Here is a 13,960-nt window from a genome sequence, read left to right on the forward strand (position 1 = left end):
ATACACTGATTGTTGTCACTCGTATTTTATGATTATACACCAGATCAGAATGTGGCGCAACAGGTGTTCGCCTCTGTCCTTTTTATAAAGTTTCTGTTGGAAAAGCACGAAAAGCACGTCCGGCTCATAAGCTATAAGGAAATCCCCTTTGAGGTGAACCCTTGAAAACCTTTCTGAAACCGCTTTCTTTTGCGGAAGAGCAGTTCTATCTTCTGCAGCTCCAAAGGGGCGATCCGGAAGCAAAAAATATCCTTATCGAACACAATCTCCGCCTCGTAGCACATGTTGCAAAAAAATATCAGGGATGTGACGAGGATCAGGATGATCTGATCTCCATAGGCACCATAGGTCTGATCAAAGCCATTTCCACCTTTGATCCCAGCCGGACTTCCAAGCTTTCCACTTATGCTGCACGGTGCATTGACAATGAGCTTCTCATGATGTTCCGTGCCCGCAGGAAACGTTCCAGAGAAGTTTCTCTCTATGAACCCATCGGCACAGACCGGGAAGGCAACGAGATCAGCCTTCTCGATATCATTGAAAGTCCACCCGTTGATGTTGTGGATGATTGTTTCAAAAGGGACAGCATTTCCTATCTTCTCCGTTATATCCGGACAGTACTCTCCCCAAAGGAATACCAGGTAATCTGCTGCCGCTACGGTTTGAATGGTCAGGAGCCACTGACCCAGCGAGAGATTGCTGAAAATCTCTCCATCAGCCGCTCCTATGTATCCCGTATCGAAAAGAACGCTCTTCGAAAACTCCGTACTCTTTTTCCTGAAAATCAGTAAAGGGGAGAACGTTCTTTTCGTTCTCCCCTTTACTCTCTTATCCACCCTTTCGGATCATTCACCTCTTCGGAGAATATCAAATACCTCCGGCATCTCAGTCAGTTTCACATAGATCCTCTGCTGAGCATGTGGTGCACTCTCCATAGCTTCGCCCTCTTCATTATAAATGGCTTCCACTGTGACCGGAATATTCCTTCCGTCCGGTTTCATGATCTCGATGGTCTCTCCTACAGAAAACTTGTTTCTCTGTGTCAGTCTTGCCAGACCTCTCTCATCGATTTCTTCTGCAAATCCAAGATATGTGTATTCTCTTACATATGTGTTGCTGTCATAGATCTGGGTATTCTCATCCGGCTTTCCGTAGAAAAATCCGGTGGTAAACTGACGGTAGGTACAATTTGAGATCTGCTCCTGATACCACGGCATATTTGCATGATATTTTTCCGGACTTTCCATACAGTCGTCAATGGCTTTGCGGTAGGTTCTTGCCACTGTTGCCACATAAAGAGCTGTTTTCATACGTCCTTCGATCTTCAGGCTGTCAATACCGCTTGTAAGGATATCTTCCATATGTTCTACCATACAAAGATCCTTGGAATTAAAAATAAAAGTTCCTCTCTCATTTTCAAATACCGGCATATATTCTCCCGGACGCTTCTCCTCCACAACAGAATATTTCCATCTGCAAGGATGGGTACAGGCTCCCTGATTGGCATCTCTTCCTGCCATAAAGTTACTGAGAAGACATCTTCCGGAATAGGAAATGCACATGGCACCGTGAATAAACGTTTCAATCTCCATATCCTCCGGAATATGTGCCCGGATCTCCCGGATCTCTTCCAGAGAAAGCTCTCTTGCACTTACCACACGTTTGGCACCAAGGTTATACCAGAAACGGTAAGTCTCATAATTGGTATTATTTGCCTGTGTACTGATGTGACGCTCGATCTCCGGGCAGATTTCCTTTGCATACATAAAGATTCCCGGATCTGCGATGATCAGTGCGTCCGGTCCGATCTCCTTCAGTTCCTGAAGATATTCCCTTACACCCTCAAGATCACGGTTATGCGCCAGGATGTTTACTGTCACATAAACCTTTACACCATGGGAATGGGCAAATGCGATTCCCTCACACATATCTTCTTTTGAAAAATTCTTAGCCTTTGCACGAAGTCCAAAAGCTTCTCCGCCGATGTAAACAGCATCTGCACCATATATGACGGCAACCTTTAAAACCTCAAGGCTGCTCGCCGGAACCAATAGTTCTGGTCGTTTCATAAACCTGTTCTCCTGTTTTTACACTTACAGCCGCTCCGTCTCCAAGAGGAAGCACCGATGTACGAAGCACCGGACTGTGAGTCAGCTGCCAGAGATATTCTCTCATTCTTTTATAGATTGTACGGTTACGCCGTTCCACAAGATAATGAGATTCAATAATATCCCCTTCCTGCAGCACGTTGTCAGATACCAGCACGCTTCCCTCTTTCATCAGTCTCAGCACGTCAGGAAGCCAGTGGATATACTGGCCCTTAGCTGCGTCCATGAAGATCATATCAAAGGTTCCGGTAAGATTCTTCAGGATCTCTCCGGCATCTCCCTCCAGAAGCGTGATCTGTGACTCTCTTCCTGCGCGCCTGAAATTATCCTTTGCGACAGGAATTCTTTTTTCATAATTCTCTATGGTAACAATTTCCATATCTTCCGGCCCATACTCACACATAAGAAGTGTGGAGAAGCCTACGGCAGTCCCCACCTCCAAAATGCGCTTCGGTTGTTTCAGTGCCAGAAGCATCCTCATAAAGCTCTGCATATCTCTCCGGATGATCGGCACCCGGTCTGCAAGTGCCTTTGTCTCCAACTCCTGCAGAAATGGAGTATTCCCCATATCCAGTGAATTGATATAGGTCTGCATGCGTTCTTCTACGATCACTGGCTGTTCGATCCTTCCTTGCTCTCTTCTCCTGACAGCACTGCAATGATCCTGGTCGGTGTATAAGCTGTACTGAGAAGGTATGTACCTGCTTTGATCTGTCCGTGATACGCGGACATTCTTTCCTGTATGGTAAATGCAAGCGCATCCTTGATAAGACCCTTCTGCTCCAGTGTCTTGCCTACTTTATATGCAGAGGCACCTTCTTTTATGACTACCGTGACCTGCTGTCCCTCTCCCGGGCTCATAGCCTGCTGGTTAAACACATCGTAGCCAAACTGATATGCTGATTTTCCAACCCAGATCAGAAATACGATAATAAAGATATATACAGCGGTTTTAAATACCCCTCCAGCCAGAAAAACGCCGGCCCTGCCAACCTTGTCTCTTGTGTCTGCCATAGTCTTTCCTCCTATAAGTCAGGAATCTGTATGTCGATTCCGTCCACCAGCGTCCTGCATATCCGCTGCATCAGTCTGCACAGCGCAAGCTCTGCGTCGAGATAGGCATTTACTTTCAGGTTCTGTCTCAGACTTGCAGACTCCTGATTGAGCTGTTCCGCAATATGGAACAGCTCATCCTTGTCTGAATGATTCTGCAGTCTGAAATTATCTCCACGGAATCTCATCACTCTGGCTTTCAGCTCAGGATCCCCTTCAAGCTGGGCTGCCTGTTTCTGATATTCCTGATATTCATCGCTTCTGTGCACAGCATCGAGAAGCTTCTCGATCTCCATGCTGATCTCATCCATGAACCTACGCCTCCATAATGATAGGCAGGATCATAGGATTTCTCTTGGTCCGTTTCCACAGATACTCTCCAAGGGCATCCTTGACCTCGGTTTTGATCTTGCCCCAGTCCGTGATATTGTTCTCCAGGCAGGAATCCAGTGCAGTTTCCACAACCTGTCTGGCATGCTCCATAAGATCCTCAGATTCTCTTACATACACAAAACCTCTGGAAACGATATCCGGACCTGCGAGAACTACATTACTGTGGCGCTCCAGTGTCATAACTACGATCATGATTCCATCTTCAGACAGGTGCTGACGGTCACGGAGTACGATATTTCCCACATCGCCAACGCCAAGTCCGTCTACGAAGATCGCACCTGTATGAACGCTTCCTGTCACCTTGGCATCCTGTCCGTCCAACTCCAGAACATTTCCGGAAGAAAGGATAAAAATATTCTCCTTCGGGATTCCCAGATCTTCCACAATGTGTTTCTGTGCAGTCAGATGACGGTACTCACCATGGATTGGAATGGCATATTTCGGTTTTACGAGGGAGTAGATCAGCTTGATCTCCTCCTGGCAGGCATGTCCGGAAACATGGACATCCTGGAAAATAACCTTGGCTCCCTTCATAGACAGTTCGTTGATGACCTTGGAAACTGCCTTTTCATTTCCGGGGATCGGATTGGAGCTGAAAATGATGGTATCGTTAGGCTTGATCGTGATCTTTTTATGGATATTGGCTGCCATACGGGAAAGTGCCGCCATGGACTCACCCTGACTTCCGGTTGTGATCAGAACCACCTTGTCGTCCGGATAATTCTTCACCTGATCGATCTCGATCAGTGTGTTCTCCGGGATCTGCAGATAGCCAAGCTCTGACGCTACGGAAATAACATTGACCATACTGCGGCCTTCCACAGCAACCTTTCTTCCGAACCGGTATGCAGTGTTAATGATCTGCTGCACACGATCCACGTTGGATGCAAAGGTTGCAATGATGATCCTGGATGTACGGTACTCATTAAAAAGATTATCAAATACATGTCCCACTGTACGCTCGGACATTGTAAATCCCGGTCTCTCTGCATTGGTACTCTCACACATCAGTGCAAGCACACCCTTTTTACCGATCTCTGCAAAACGCTGCAGATCGATGGCATCTCCAAATACCGGTGTATAATCAACTTTAAAGTCTCCTGTGTGTATCACGATTCCCACCGGTGAATAAATAGCAAGTGCGGATGCATCCTGGATACTGTGATTCGTTTTGATAAATTCCACAGCGAAATCCCCAAGATTGATCACCTGCCCGTGTTTTACCTCTTTCAATTTGGTAGAACGCATAAGGTTATGCTCTTTCAGTTTGTTGCGGATCAGTCCCAGTGTCAGCTTGGTAGCATAGATCGGAACATTGATCTCTTTCAACACATACGGAAGAGCTCCGATATGATCCTCATGTCCATGAGTGATCACAAATCCCTTCACCTTGGAAATATTTTCCTTAAGGTATGTTACATCCGGAATGACCAGATCGATTCCCAACATATCGTCCTCAGGGAAAGAAAGACCACAGTCTACAACTACAATACTGTCGCCATACTCAAAAGCGGTAATGTTCATTCCGATCTGCTCCAGACCGCCAAGTGGTATGATCTTAAGCTTGGATGTTGTTCTGCGGCCGGTTTTCCGACCGGATGGCCTGCCGCCGGTCTTTGCCGGTTTCTGTGTGTTTCTGCTGTTTTTTACAACGCCACCGGCTGCTGTTTTCTTTGCTGTTGGCCGGAAAGGCTTATCCTGACGGTTTTTGCTGCCACCACGATACTGTCTTGTTCTTGATCCGGCATTCTTTTGTCTTGCTGCGGTTCTTCTGGTACCGCCTGCGGAAACTTGTACTCTGCTCTCCGCATTTTTGTTGTCATCGTTGTTCTCGCTTTTCAAAAATCGCTCCTCCATTCAAAATTCACGTCATCCAGCATCTGCTGAAAAACTGCATATACAGCCTGAAGTTCGTCATCATCCTCGACCATCTCATAACAGGCTTCTGTGCTTCCCGGAGCTGAAATATCCTTCAGAATATATGCGTCTGCTTCCTCATCCTGTGAATCGGACACCAAAAGATAAGTCACACCCGCAATATTGGTCTGCTCCTCTACGTAAAACTCAGCAGCTGTGCCGTCGTCTGACTGAAATATTATTTTTTCCATATTTAATTCTTCCTTATCCGTTCTTGTCAAGCGGATATTCACAATCCGCATTTGCTACCTGATCCGCTCAAAATATCTATTTGCGTTTCCGATCATTCTTCCACGCCTTCCTGCTGCTCTCTTCTGTATGCGGCAGCATCCAGATATCCCTGCAGGATAAAGACTGCTGCTACCTGATCCAGATACTGTTTACGGTCTTCCTTATGCACACCGGTCTCCTCCAGAGTACGGTCTGCCGCCATGGTAGTCAGTCTCTCATCCCACATAACAACAGGCAGACCCGTACGTTTCTCCAGCATTTCCTTAAACTCCAGAGATTTCTCGGCCCGCTCTCCTACTGTATTGTTCATATTTTTCGGGTATCCCAGAACGATCTCCGTAACCTGATACTCCGAAATGATCTCTTCAATACGTGCCAGAGTACGACGAAGCTTGTTTTCCTGCTTGCGCCATACGGTTTCCACACCTTGGGCTGTCAGGCCAAGGGGATCGCTCACTGCAACCCCAACGGTCTTCGAGCCATAGTCCAGTCCCAGTACTCTCATATTACCGTTCCCAGGACTTATTCTTGATATACTCGGTGAGAAGCTCCTCTACCAGCTCATCACGCTCCACCTTCATGATCATGCTTCTCGCACCCTTGTGGCTTGTGATGTAGGTCGGGTCTCCGGACATAATATATCCTACGATCTGATTCACCGGATTGTAGCCCTTCTCATCCATTGCATTGTACACCAGATCCAGGACTTCTTTTACCTGAAGCTCCTGATCCGGTTTTGTTCTGAAATACTGTGTATTTCCCAGATTATTCTCTGCCATTGTCTCTCACGTCCTTAAAATATATTCTTTTTTATTTTAATATAAATTTACATAAATTACAATCTTAAATTTAACGAGGATTGCGAATACAAACTGTCAACGTTACTGTTCACTCCGTTCTCAGTAACACGCTTCACAAAATATTACCAGTGAATAAACAACCTTTCAACATACGATCCCGTTCTTCACTCCACGGCTTCACCGGTCATGATATGCTCTTCAAGAAAGCCTTCTGCCTTTACGATTACGATATCATTTACGCCATAAGCTTCCGATTTCGGTACAGCAGTTTTTATATACTCCCGGCTGTGTCCCAGATACCAGGTCCGTCCATCCTTTGTATACTCTTCCTCGATCAGTACCTCCAGGTTTTTGCCAAGCATGGATTTCTCATAATCCCCTGCATGACGATGATGCAGCTCGATCATCTTCTCACTGCGGAAGGATTTCTCCGCCTCTGTCAGCTGTCCGTCCATGGCAGCCGCCTTTGTTCCCTGTCTTCTGGAATATTTGAAGATATGAGTCTCATAAAAACGGATGCTGTCCACAAAATCATAGGATTTCCGGAATTCTTCCTCCGATTCCTGCGGAAAGCCTACGATCACATCCGTTGTCAGTGCCGGATTTCCATACACTTCTCTTAAAAGCTCACAGCGCTCTCTGTATTCCCCGCTTCTATATCTGCGGTTCATCCTCTCCAGGGTCTCATCACAGCCACTCTGCAGGGAAAGATGGAAATGCGGGCATACCTTCGGCAGCGCCGCGATCCCTTCCGCAAATTCTCTTGTAACGATTCCCGGTTCCAGCGATCCCAGACGGATACGCCTGATCCCTTCGATCTCATGCACAGCACGGATCAGAGAAAGCAGTGTCTCTTTTTTCTCCTCCGGGAAATCCACTCCATAGGAGCTTAAATGGATTCCTGTAAGGACCACTTCCTTATACCCTTTTTCCGCAAGTGCACGGACCTCCTTCAGCACACTTTCAATATTCCGGCTTCTGACACGGCCTCTTGCATAGGGAATGATACAGTACGTACAGAACTGATTGCATCCGTCCTGAACCTTGATATATGCCCTTACATGTTCTGCTGTATGATCAATGGAAAGTTCCTCATACTCTTTTGTCTGATTGATCTTGATCACATGGGAACCATGGCCCGGTTTGTTTTCCGCATATTCGGCCAGTGCCTCCACAATATTGATCTTCTGGTTATTTCCCAGAACAAGATCAATGGCTTCGTCTTTTTCCAGTTTCTCGCCACCGGTCTGTACATAACAGCCCGTTGCCACCACGATCGCTTCCGGATTCATTTTTTTTGCTTTGTGGAGCATCTGTCTTGATTTTCTGTCTGCAATATTGGTTACTGTGCAGGTATTGATCACATAAATATCCGCTCCCGGCTCAAAAGGCACGATCTCATATCCCGCCTCCTCCAGAAGCTGCTGCATGGCCTCGATCTCATAGGCATTTACTTTGCAGCCCAGGTTGTGTAATGCAACTTTATTTCCCATTTTTCCTCACTTTTTTTACACTTTAACTAATTATTAAAACAATTTTTATCTCTTTTCACCTTGACTTTTTGGGTACTGACAGGTAAGATGAAAGCTGTAAAACAACAAAAATTTATCAAGGGAGGTTATTATAATGAAAACAGCTAAAATCTCACTGAATTCCATCGATAAGGTGAAAGCATTCGTAAACGAGATCAGCAAATTCGACTGCGATTTTGATTTAGTATCCGGAAGATATGTGATCGATGCAAAATCCATCATGGGTATCTTCAGCCTGGATCTTTCCAAGCCGATCGACCTCAACATCCATGCAGATGGCGCTGCTCTGGATAACGTAATGCAGATTATTTCCAAATATACAATCGACTAATCTATACTGTATATTTGAGAGGAACTGTATCGGATACAGTTCCTCTTTTTTCATGCTTTCAGAATCCTTCTGTTCTCAATGAACTCCCTTTTCCTGATATATCGGTAATTCCAGGGAACCTCTGCAGCGAGGTTCCCTGTTTGTTTTTTCTTATCTAAAAACGGATCACTGAATTTCAATGATCTCTGTGGTATTCAGAGCCGTTTCCATAAGCTCATCGATCTTCTCAGAAAGCTTCTGCTCAGAACGGCGGATCACCTTAAGATTCGGCTTTGTTACAGGATGTTTCGCTACAAAGATGGTACAGCAATCCTCAAACGGCTGAATAGAAGTCTCAAAGGTATCGATCTTTCTGGAAATACGGACGATCTCCTCTTTATCAAAGCCAATCACCGGACGATATACCGGAAGTGTGCAGACCTCATTTGTAGAAGCAAGGCTCTGTAAGGTCTGGCTTGCAACCTGTCCGATGCTCTCACCTGTGATAAGTCCGAGACAACGGTCTTTTTTAGCGAAATGCTCGGCAATACGCATCATATATCTTCTCATGATAATAGTAAGCTCATCATGAGGACACTGATCATAAATATAAAGCTGTATATCTGTAAAGTTAACTACATGGAGACGGATCGGTCCGCTGTATTTGGCTACCAGGCGGGCAAGATCCACTACCTTCTGTTTTGCGCGCTCACTGGTGTAGGGCGGTGCATGGAAATATACCGCATCGATCTTGACACCACGTTTTGCGATCATATAGCCGGCAACCGGACTGTCGATCCCACCGGAAAGAAGAAGCATGGCTTTTCCGTTTGTTCCGATGGGCATTCCGCCTGCGCCCGGAATGGTCTGGGAATATACGTAAATCTTGTCACGGATCTCAACAGAAAGATCCAGCTCCGGATGATGAACATCTACACTTGCCTCCGGGAACGCATCCAGGATACGTCCGCCAAGCTCAGCGCTGACTTCCATGGAGCTGATCGGATAGGATTTCTTTGCGCGGCGTGTCCAGACCTTGAAGCTTCCGTTAAAATCCGGATGCCACTGCTTCATATAACCCACAACATCTTCGGCAAGCTTCTCAAATCCCTGTTCTTCATAGATCATAACCGGGCAGATGCCTACAATACCGAATACATGCTGCAGCGCATCTACAGCCTCATCGTAATCATAATTCTCCGGGCAGAATACATAAACTCTTCCCTGCTCTTTTTTTACCTCAAAATCTCCCTCGATCTTGGAGAGTGCGATCTCCATCTGATGTACGAGAGCATCTTCAAAACGATAGCGGTTTTTTCCCTTAAGGGCAATTTCCGCATATTTGATCAGAAATGCATGTACTAACATAAAAATCCCTTTCTTCTGTATTCTCTATCGACGTGCATACTTGCGCAGCATCGGAATTGTTTTTCCCAGTGCTTCCAGGCAGTAATCTACCTCTTCAAAGGTATTTTCCTCACAGAAGCTGATGCGGACGGTGCTTTCCACATCGGCTCTGCTCAAGCCTATAGCTGTCAGTGTTGCACTTGGTTTTCTCTTATGACTGGAGCATGCACTTCCTGCGGAAATATATACTCCGAATTCTTCCAGCGTATGGAGAAGAACCTCACTCCGTACTCCGTGGAAGGTTACACTCATAATGTGTGGCGCTCCCTCCATTAACGGCATTCCGTTGACAGTGATATCGCCAAGCTTTGAAAGTCCCTCTGCCATCCGCTCCTTCAGAGCATAGAGGTGCTGTATCTTTTTATCAAAATCTGTGTATACCATATCTGCGGCAACGCCAAGGCCTGCGATCCCCGGCACATTGTCTGTTCCGGAACGCATACCGTTCTGCTGTCCGCCGCCAAGGATCTGCGGCTGTACTCTTACTTTTTCGTTAATATAGAGAAAGCCTACGCCCTTTGGTCCATGGATCTTGTGGCTGCTCACAGAAAGAAGATCGATCCCCAGCTTTTTCGGATAGATACGATACTTTCCGAATGCCTGGATGGCATCTACATGAAAAAGTGCTTTCGGACTTTTTTCATGGACAAGCTTTCCGATCTCTTCTACCGGCATCACAGCTCCCACTTCATTGTTCACATACATCACAGACACCAGGATCGTATCCGGGCGCAGAGCTGCTTCCAGTGCATCCAGTTTCACAACTCCCTGATGATCAACAGGAAGAGTGGTCACCTCATAGCCCTGTTCCTTCAGATAAGCAAAAGGCTGGGCCACTGCTGCATGCTCTACTGCAGTTGTGATGATATGGTTTCCCATACGCTTATTGGCTTCCACACCACCGATGATAGCAAGGTTATCCGATTCTGTTCCACCGGAGGTAAAAAGAATCTCTTTTTCATTCACTTTCAGTAATTTTGCAAGGGTCTGAGCGCTTTTGCGGACGTAATTCTCCGCTTCCATTCCCTTTTTATGCATGGCAGAAGGATTTCCGAAATCTTCTGTCATGGTTTTGCAGACAATATCCTTTACTTCATCGAAGCATCTCGTTGTCGCGGAATTGTCAAAATATGCTTCCATAATTTATTCATCCTCCAGTTGAAACATCAGAACAGAAAGTACTGCGAGTCCCGCAGTTTCTGTCCGTAAAATCCGGTGTCCCAGGGTGATGGGTTTCGCACCGGCTTCCATGGCATCTGCCACTTCCTGCTCTTCAAAACCACCCTCAGGGCCGATAAAGACACCGATGCTTTTTCCCGGTTCGATCGACCGGATCAGTTCTTTCGTCTCTTTCATTCCCTTTGCAAGCTCATAAGGGATCAATAGAACGTCCAGTTCTTTTGCATAGACAAGGGCTTCTTTAAAGGTCATCACAGAATGTACCTCCGGCACCAGCATACGCTTGGACTGTTTTGCCGCACTTTCTGCGATCTGCTGCCAGCGGGATACTTTTTTTTCTGCTTTTTTGTTATCCAGTTTTACCACGCAGCGCCTGGTTGAAACAGGAACTACGGAATATGCTCCAAGCTCTACTGCCTTCTGGATGATCAGCTCCATCTTATCAGCCTTCGGCAGTCCCTGAAAAAGATAAATACGGTTCTGCAGCTCATAATCCGGCTCCTGTACATAGAGGATATGAAGCAGGACTTCATCCTCCCCTGCGTTTTCGATCACACAGTGATATTCTTTTTCCTTATCGCTGATCCAGAGCTCCTCGTCTTTTTTCATGCGGAGCACATTGACAATATGATTGACATCATTTCCTGTGATACGGATCTCATGTCTGTCCCTGTCGATCTGATGAGGTTCCACAAAAAATCGCTGCATGAGATCAGTCCTTTCTTGCTGTCACAGATACCCACTCGCCCTGATGAGTCACCTCAACAAGCGTCAGTCCGGCGTCTTTTACAGCCTTCACTACGACATCCTCCTTTACATCCAAGATGCCTGATGTAATGTAGTAAGCGCCTTTTTTCATCTGTGCAACGATCACCGGAGTCAGCGGTACCAGAACATCTGCCAGGATATTTGCAGTTACGATATCATATTTCTCATATCCGACCTGTTCCTGAACTTCTTTGTCATCGATGATGTTTCCGATCATCATGTCAAAGGATTTCTCCTCGATCTGGTTGGCCTCCTTGTTCTCAGCCACTGCCGGAACTGCACAGGGATCAAGATCTGTACCAACCACATGACCTGCACCAAGCTTCAGTGCAACGATCCCCAGGATTCCACTTCCGGTTCCCACATCAAGGATCTCCATTCCCGGCTTCACAAATTTCTTCAGCTGACGGATCACAAGCTGTGTGGTCTCATGCATTCCTGTACCAAAGGCAGTTCCTGGATCAATGTGGAGGATCATCTTGTCCTTATCTTCTGCCTTCACTTCTTCCCAGGACGGTACGATCAGAATGTCGTCTACATAGAACTGATGGAAGTACTGTTTCCAGTTATTGATCCAGTCCTTGTCCTCTGTCTGGGATTCTGTGATGGTTGCCTCTCCGATATCCACAAAGCTTCTCAGATCCTCCAGTGCAGTCTTCACATCTTTCAGGATTGCCTCGGTATCCGCATCCTCTTCCAGATAGAAGTTCAGATATGCGATCCCGTCATCTGCTGGTCCTTCCGGCATGATATCCACGAACATCTGCGCTTTGTCCTCATCAGTCAGCGGCTGTTTATCCTGGATTTCCACACCTTCAATTCCCACCTCGGCAAGTGTACAGATCACAATATCCTCTGCCTCTGTTTTTGTCTTAAGTGTAAAACGGTTCCATTTCATATTTCTATATCTCCTTATGCTGTATACACATTTACGGATTTCTTTTCCTGTCTGTTGCCTGTTTTCCTGAAAACGGGCACTTCTTTTAATATACACGAATACAGAAAAAAAAGAAAGAGGCTTTTTGCGCCTCTTTCCTGTTTTATGTTCATTTATTCCTCAAACATTTCCTTTACTTTCTCACGGAAACCTTTTTTCTTCTTTTCTGTTTTTTCAGATTTTTCGGAAGTCTCGGCTGTACTGTCTGCTGCCGGACGGTTGCCGCATGCCGCATCAAAAGCCTCCAAAGCTTTCTTTGCCTCCTCATTAAGGTTAGTCGGAGTCTGGACTACCAGTGTTACATAGTGGTCACCACGAACGTTCTTGTTACGTAATGACGGAACACCTTTGCCCTTCAGGCGGATTCTTGTATCCGTCTGTGTTCCCGGTTTCACCTCATAGGAAACCTCACCGTCAACGGTATTAATACGCATCTCACCGCCGAGTGCAGCCTGTGCAAATGTGATCGGAGCTGTTGAAAAGATATTCATATCCTGTCTCTGGAAGATCGGATGACGGGCTACATTTACCTCCACCAGCAGATCTCCTCTCGGTCCGCCGTTGGTTCCCGGCTCACCTTTTTCACGGATACGGATGCACTGGCCATTGTCGATACCGGCCGGTACAGATACCTGGATCTTCTTTCTGGAAGAAGTATATCCGGTTCCACGGCAGGCACTGCATTTATCCTTGATCACCTTACCGGTTCCATTACAGTCCGGACAGGTCTGAACATTACGTACCATACCAAACATGGACTGCTGAGTGTAAACGATCTGACCCTGGCCTTTACATTTCGGACATGTGACCGGTGATGTTCCCGGTTTCGCTCCGGTTCCGTGACATGTGGTACACTCATCCTTCAGAACGATCTCCAGCTCTTTCTCGCATCCGAAAACCGCTTCCTCAAAAGTAATGTTCACACGTGCACGAAGGTTGGCACCCTTCATCGGTCCATTGTTGGCCCGTCTGGTTCTGCCTCCGCCGCCGAACAGGTCTCCGAAGATATCTCCGAAGATGTCTCCCATATCCGCACCGTTGAAGTCGAATCCACCAAAGCCGCCGGCACCGCCTCCGCCGCCGTTTTCGAATGCTGCATGACCAAACTGATCATACTGTCTTCTCTTGTCGGCATCACTTAAAACGGAGTAAGCCTCTGTCGCCTCTTTGAACTTCGCCTCAGCCTCTTTATCACCCGGATTTACATCCGGGTGATATTTCTTGGCCAGCTTACGATATGCTTTTTTTAATGTTGCGTCGTCGGCGTTTTTATCCACACCTAAGACTTCATAATAATCTCTTTTATCAGCCATTGTAATTATTTC

General features: G+C 46.4%; 16 protein-coding genes. 2 read left to right on the plus strand and 14 right to left on the minus strand.

The annotated features are described in order from the left end of the window. Positions 1-161: 161 nt before the first annotated feature. Positions 162-791, plus strand: a complete 630-nt coding sequence (gene sigK / locus NE638_RS01645; protein WP_059085391.1) for an RNA polymerase sporulation sigma factor SigK — start codon at positions 162-164, stop codon at positions 789-791. A 54-nt stretch (positions 792-845) separates the two neighbouring features. Here sigK and NE638_RS01650 read toward each other — a convergent pair whose 3' ends face one another. The 9 genes from NE638_RS01650 to mtaB form a co-directional block, all read right to left on the minus strand. Next, positions 846-2,069 carry a peptidase U32 family protein gene (locus tag NE638_RS01650; protein WP_015527092.1) on the minus strand — a complete coding sequence of 408 codons (1,224 nt, stop codon included), beginning with the start codon at positions 2,067-2,069 and terminating at the stop codon, positions 846-848. Continuing rightward, positions 2,029-2,721: an O-methyltransferase gene (locus NE638_RS01655; RefSeq protein ID WP_021652340.1), complete on the minus strand. Its 693-nt coding sequence runs from the start codon at positions 2,719-2,721 to the stop codon at positions 2,029-2,031. Before NE638_RS01655 ends, NE638_RS01650 begins: the two co-directional genes overlap by 41 nt. Beyond that, positions 2,718-3,122 (minus strand): endolytic transglycosylase MltG, encoded by a 405-nt coding sequence (locus NE638_RS01660; protein WP_015527091.1) that lies wholly within the window; start codon positions 3,120-3,122, stop codon positions 2,718-2,720. Before NE638_RS01660 ends, NE638_RS01655 begins: the two co-directional genes overlap by 4 nt. Positions 3,123-3,133: 11 nt before the next feature. Next, positions 3,134-3,472 (minus strand): YlbF family regulator, encoded by a 339-nt coding sequence (locus tag NE638_RS01665; RefSeq protein ID WP_021652339.1) that lies wholly within the window; start codon positions 3,470-3,472, stop codon positions 3,134-3,136. A 4-nt stretch (positions 3,473-3,476) separates the two neighbouring features. Then, complete coding sequence (locus tag NE638_RS01670) at positions 3,477-5,111, minus strand: ribonuclease J (RefSeq protein WP_044962008.1); 1,635 nt, start codon at positions 5,109-5,111, stop codon at positions 3,477-3,479. 281 nt (positions 5,112-5,392) lie between these two features. Continuing rightward, positions 5,393-5,662 (minus strand): DUF1292 domain-containing protein, encoded by a 270-nt coding sequence (locus NE638_RS01675; protein ID WP_059086846.1) that lies wholly within the window; start codon positions 5,660-5,662, stop codon positions 5,393-5,395. Between the two features lie 92 nt (positions 5,663-5,754). Further along, positions 5,755-6,207, minus strand: a complete 453-nt coding sequence (gene ruvX / locus NE638_RS01680) for a Holliday junction resolvase RuvX (protein ID WP_015527088.1) — start codon at positions 6,205-6,207, stop codon at positions 5,755-5,757. Between the two features lies 1 nt (position 6,208). After that, complete coding sequence (locus tag NE638_RS01685) at positions 6,209-6,481, minus strand: IreB family regulatory phosphoprotein (protein WP_015527087.1); 273 nt, start codon at positions 6,479-6,481, stop codon at positions 6,209-6,211. A 185-nt stretch (positions 6,482-6,666) separates the two neighbouring features. Next, a complete protein-coding gene (gene mtaB, locus NE638_RS01690; protein WP_021652336.1) occupies positions 6,667-7,995 on the minus strand; it encodes a tRNA (N(6)-L-threonylcarbamoyladenosine(37)-C(2))-methylthiotransferase MtaB in 1,329 nt (442 codons plus the stop codon). 133 nt (positions 7,996-8,128) lie between these two features. Here mtaB and NE638_RS01695 point away from each other — a divergent pair, with 133 nt between their 5' ends. Beyond that, positions 8,129-8,365, plus strand: a complete 237-nt coding sequence (locus NE638_RS01695; RefSeq protein WP_015527084.1) for an HPr family phosphocarrier protein — start codon at positions 8,129-8,131, stop codon at positions 8,363-8,365. 165 nt (positions 8,366-8,530) lie between these two features. Here the strand turns inward: NE638_RS01695 and thiI are convergent, their stop codons facing one another. The 5 genes from thiI to dnaJ form a co-directional block, all read right to left on the minus strand. Beyond that, complete coding sequence (gene thiI / locus NE638_RS01700) at positions 8,531-9,712, minus strand: tRNA uracil 4-sulfurtransferase ThiI (protein WP_015527083.1); 1,182 nt, start codon at positions 9,710-9,712, stop codon at positions 8,531-8,533. Between the two features lie 24 nt (positions 9,713-9,736). Further along, positions 9,737-10,891 carry a cysteine desulfurase family protein gene (locus tag NE638_RS01705; RefSeq protein WP_173745704.1) on the minus strand — a complete coding sequence of 385 codons (1,155 nt, stop codon included), beginning with the start codon at positions 10,889-10,891 and terminating at the stop codon, positions 9,737-9,739. A gap of 3 nt (positions 10,892-10,894) precedes the next feature. Continuing rightward, entirely contained in the window at positions 10,895-11,638 is a 744-nt protein-coding gene (locus NE638_RS01710; protein WP_092071274.1) for a 16S rRNA (uracil(1498)-N(3))-methyltransferase, read from the minus strand. A 4-nt stretch (positions 11,639-11,642) separates the two neighbouring features. Then, entirely contained in the window at positions 11,643-12,596 is a 954-nt protein-coding gene (gene prmA / locus NE638_RS01715) for a 50S ribosomal protein L11 methyltransferase (RefSeq protein WP_173745705.1), read from the minus strand. A gap of 152 nt (positions 12,597-12,748) precedes the next feature. Further along, positions 12,749-13,948 carry a molecular chaperone DnaJ gene (dnaJ, locus tag NE638_RS01720; RefSeq protein ID WP_021977659.1) on the minus strand — a complete coding sequence of 400 codons (1,200 nt, stop codon included), beginning with the start codon at positions 13,946-13,948 and terminating at the stop codon, positions 12,749-12,751. Positions 13,949-13,960: the final 12 nt, after the last annotated feature.

It is taken from the genome of Blautia sp. MSK.18.38, from assembly GCF_024460535.1.
GTDB lineage: Bacteria > Bacillota > Clostridia > Lachnospirales > Lachnospiraceae > Blautia_A > Blautia_A fusiformis.

Excerpts from the sequence above, each read along its gene's own strand:
- NE638_RS01650 (WP_015527092.1), bottom strand. The coding sequence starts at position 2,069 with ATGAAACGACCAGAACTATTGGTTCCGGCGAGCAGCCTTGAGGTTTTA.
- NE638_RS01660 (WP_015527091.1), bottom strand. The coding sequence starts at position 3,122 with ATGGCAGACACAAGAGACAAGGTTGGCAGGGCCGGCGTTTTTCTGGCT.
- NE638_RS01665 (WP_021652339.1), bottom strand. The coding sequence starts at position 3,472 with ATGGATGAGATCAGCATGGAGATCGAGAAGCTTCTCGATGCTGTGCAC.
- NE638_RS01675 (WP_059086846.1), bottom strand. The coding sequence starts at position 5,662 with ATGGAAAAAATAATATTTCAGTCAGACGACGGCACAGCTGCTGAGTTT.
- ruvX (WP_015527088.1), bottom strand. The coding sequence starts at position 6,207 with ATGAGAGTACTGGGACTGGACTATGGCTCGAAGACCGTTGGGGTTGCA.
- NE638_RS01685 (WP_015527087.1), bottom strand. The coding sequence starts at position 6,481 with ATGGCAGAGAATAATCTGGGAAATACACAGTATTTCAGAACAAAACCG.
- mtaB (WP_021652336.1), bottom strand. The coding sequence starts at position 7,995 with ATGGGAAATAAAGTTGCATTACACAACCTGGGCTGCAAAGTAAATGCC.
- NE638_RS01695 (WP_015527084.1), top strand. The coding sequence starts at position 8,129 with ATGAAAACAGCTAAAATCTCACTGAATTCCATCGATAAGGTGAAAGCA.
- thiI (WP_015527083.1), bottom strand. The coding sequence starts at position 9,712 with ATGTTAGTACATGCATTTCTGATCAAATATGCGGAAATTGCCCTTAAG.
- NE638_RS01705 (WP_173745704.1), bottom strand. The coding sequence starts at position 10,891 with ATGGAAGCATATTTTGACAATTCCGCGACAACGAGATGCTTCGATGAA.
- NE638_RS01710 (WP_092071274.1), bottom strand. The coding sequence starts at position 11,638 with ATGCAGCGATTTTTTGTGGAACCTCATCAGATCGACAGGGACAGACAT.
- prmA (WP_173745705.1), bottom strand. The coding sequence starts at position 12,596 with ATGAAATGGAACCGTTTTACACTTAAGACAAAAACAGAGGCAGAGGAT.
- dnaJ (WP_021977659.1), bottom strand. The coding sequence starts at position 13,948 with ATGGCTGATAAAAGAGATTATTATGAAGTCTTAGGTGTGGATAAAAAC.